Origin of the sequence: Mycobacterium sp. (genome assembly GCF_049281135.1) — a bacterium.
Classification (GTDB): domain Bacteria; phylum Actinomycetota; class Actinomycetes; order Mycobacteriales; family Mycobacteriaceae; genus Mycobacterium.
This window is the reverse complement of the sequence record NZ_JBAPRN010000616.1, coordinates 1-2,994: the sequence shown is the minus strand read 5'-3', so window position 1 is coordinate 2,994 and position 2,994 is coordinate 1. Positions and strand designations below refer to the sequence as shown.

3 protein-coding genes are annotated in these 2,994 nt (G+C 65.8%); all 3 read right to left on the bottom strand.

Translation table 11 applies throughout. From position 1 onward, the window contains the following. Window positions 1-367, bottom strand: a 367-nt coding sequence (locus tag WAN02_RS24325; RefSeq protein WP_422267198.1) for an AMP-binding protein, incomplete at its 3' end; no start/stop codon positions are given. Between the two features lie 14 nt (window positions 368-381). Next, window positions 382-1,122, bottom strand: coding sequence for a GntR family transcriptional regulator (locus tag WAN02_RS24320; RefSeq protein ID WP_422267196.1), 741 nt, complete (start codon window positions 1,120-1,122; stop codon window positions 382-384). Continuing rightward, window positions 1,115-2,722: an SMP-30/gluconolactonase/LRE family protein gene (locus WAN02_RS24315; protein WP_422267194.1), complete on the bottom strand. Its 1,608-nt coding sequence runs from the start codon at window positions 2,720-2,722 to the stop codon at window positions 1,115-1,117. Before WAN02_RS24315 ends, WAN02_RS24320 begins: the two co-directional genes overlap by 8 nt. Window positions 2,723-2,994: the final 272 nt, after the last annotated feature.

Below are 2,994 nucleotides of genomic sequence, written 5' to 3'. Positions count from 1 at the left end.
GGATGAAGAGCAACTCGCTTTCTCGCAGCGAAGGCAGGATGGGGTTGACCACCATCCCGGCGATCGTCGCTCCCAGGTAAATGACAGCGGCCTCATGCCAATTGGGCAGCATGAACGACACGACGCTGCCGACCGTCATCCGCTCCAGCAGTGCCTGCGCCAACGCCGTCGCCTGCTCGCAAAGACTGTGACAATCGAGTCGGTAGTCCCCGTCGATCAGCACCACTCGCTGCGGTGTGCGGTGTGCGGCATCGGCCAGCGAATCAGCCAGGGTCTCGCGCACCCACCACCCGCGCGCATAGGCTTCCGCGGCCCGCTCGTCGTCCCAGCGGACCGTACGTCCTGCGATCAGTTTGGTGTTCGACATCGGCGCATGTGAGATTAGACGCGGACGCGTCGCATCGTCATCGAGTGACGGAAACGGGCGGCCGGATGCGTGTTGATCGTCAACTGGGCGACCTCGCCATCCGAGGTCGCGTAGGTGCGATGCACCTCGAGAGCCGGGCTGCCGACCTCGACGCTCAGTTCGGCGGCCAGCGTCGGCGAGATCAGGACTGCCGCGATTTCCTGGTGCACCTCGACGATGCTCAATCCGAAGATGTCTTCGATCAGCGGAAAGATCGGACCGGTATGACGCGCCAGCAGCCGGCCCACCCCAGCGAACGCTCGGTTGATGTAGTACTCGGTACGGCAGACCGGGAACTCGGCATCGTCGATCCGGCGAAAACCCTTGACGGCCAACCACTCCTCGCCGCCGGTGAGACCGGTCCGGGCAGCCAGTTCGTCGTCCACGAGCACCATCCCGGTGGATTCGATCGCAAACTGTGCTCCGGTCGCGAAGGCGAGCAGGTCGTTGATCGAGACGACGTCCTGAACGTATGAGTCCGATGACGGGCGCGGCACGACCAGCGTGCCCGCCCGCGGCCGGGATGCGACGAGATTGTCGTCGCGCAGCCGCCTCAGCGCCTCCCGGACGGTGTACCGGCTGACCGAAAAACGTTCACACAGTTGATGTTCGGTGGGTAGCTGGGATCCCACCGGATACACTCCGTCTACGATCTCCTTCCGCAACGCGCGCGCCACCTGCAGGTAGCGGTGGTCGGTCGGCTGGGTGTCAGTCATGGTCATGGTCCCGGCGGAATGCCAGCACGCTGCCGTCCGCATCGGCCGACACGTACAAGGTGCCATCCGGCCCGGCAGCAATGCCCGCGAACGGCCCTTGCGGTCCGGAGAACGGCGGCATTCCCTTCAACGGCTTGGGAATCACACTGGGGGCTGCGCCGACTGGCAACCCGGAGGCGATGGTGTGCGTTGCCGAGTTCTCCAGATCCACGACGACCAGGGTCCTGGCGCCGGCATCGACCACATACAACTGCCGCCCGTCGACCAGAATGCCTTGCGGGCGGCTCAATTCGGCCGCCACCGGGTGCACGCCTGATCCGGTGAGCTTGACCACCCGACCGGCTCCTGCTTCCGAGACCAGCCAACCACCGTCAGGTGCGACCGCGACCCCGATCGGATCGCTGAGTCCGGACGCGATCACCTCCACCCGACAGCTGCGGATCGAGATCACCCGACCGGTCCCGAGTTCGGCGGCCGCGACAGTGCCGTCGGGGGCCATCGCCACGCCGTAGAGCTGATCGAATCCATCTGCCAGGACTTCGCTTTCACCGCTTGCCGGCCGGTACCGCGACACCTGTCCACCCGAGGTGGTGACGACGAACTCTCCGGGCTCCGACGGAACCAGCCCGCGCAGGAACCCCGGATACCCCGGGGTGAACAACATGCCGACGGTGTGCAGCGTGTGATCGGGCAGCAGCCGGTAGAAAAACGTGCCGTCGGCGATGTAGAGGTCGCCGTCGGAGCCGACGGCCAGATCCAGCGGCCAATTCAATCCGCCCGGCAGCACGGTCTGCGTCTTTCCGCCGGCGAGAATCTCGGTGATCTCGCCGGTGAAGTTCGAGACGAACAGCCGATCGTCGACGAAGGCCAGGTTGTCCAGGCCGGGATTGAGATCGGCCAGCACCGTCTGCTCGCCGGTGCGCGGATCGATGCGCAGCACTTGGCCGCTGTGCACCTGGGTCGAGACGATCTGGCCCGCCGCGTCGAACTTCACCGAGTCGGGCACGCCCAGGCCCGAGGCGACCGTCTCGGGCGCACCGCCGTCGAGGCCGATCCGCCAGATTTCGTTGGCGCCCATCACCGGGAAATACAGCAACCCGTCCGGACCGACTTCCATGGCGTTGGGTGACGGAACATTCTCCAGCAGCACCCGCGGCTCGCCACCGGCAAGGTCGAGCTCGAGAAGCCTTCCGCCCTCGCGGCATTCGCCGATGAACAACCGGCCCTGATGAACGGTGATGCCGTTGGCCGACGGAACATCCCCACGCAACACCCGGGTGGTTCCGTCGGCGCCGCGCACGCTGACCCGACCGTCCATCACCTCCGTCGCGTACAGATCGCCGCGCGGGCCGAAGGCCACGTCGTCGGGCGCGATGATATCGCCGCCCTTGGGGCTGATGGTTCCCAGCTGACCCGTGCCGACATCGAGCGCGCTGATTTGGCTGCCGGTCACCTGCGCGATGTAGATTCGGCCGTCGGGGCCGGTACGAAGGCCGTTGGCGCCGAACAGCCGGCTGGGCGGCGTGAGTCGCTCCATCTGCCAGCCCTCGGCGAGGGTGGTCGACACCCCTGCGCCGGAGCGCCCTTCGTGCAGCAACATCGGTGATGACTCCCGGGGCCCTAGTGCCGCAGCGTCGCGGCGGTTTCAGCCGGTGACGTTAGCAACCGAGTCTGGTCCAGACAATAGGTAAGGAAGCCTCGGCACAGACCACTTGACGCTCAGCCATTTGCAGAGAATCATATTCTCAATTATGCGCATTTGGCCATCTTGTCCGGACAAAAAGTGGACGAATCTTCAACGTGGTGGATAACCTGATCGGTCTCGAGCGCCGCGTGGTGGTGGTGGCCGGCGCCGCGGGCGGGGGCATCGGC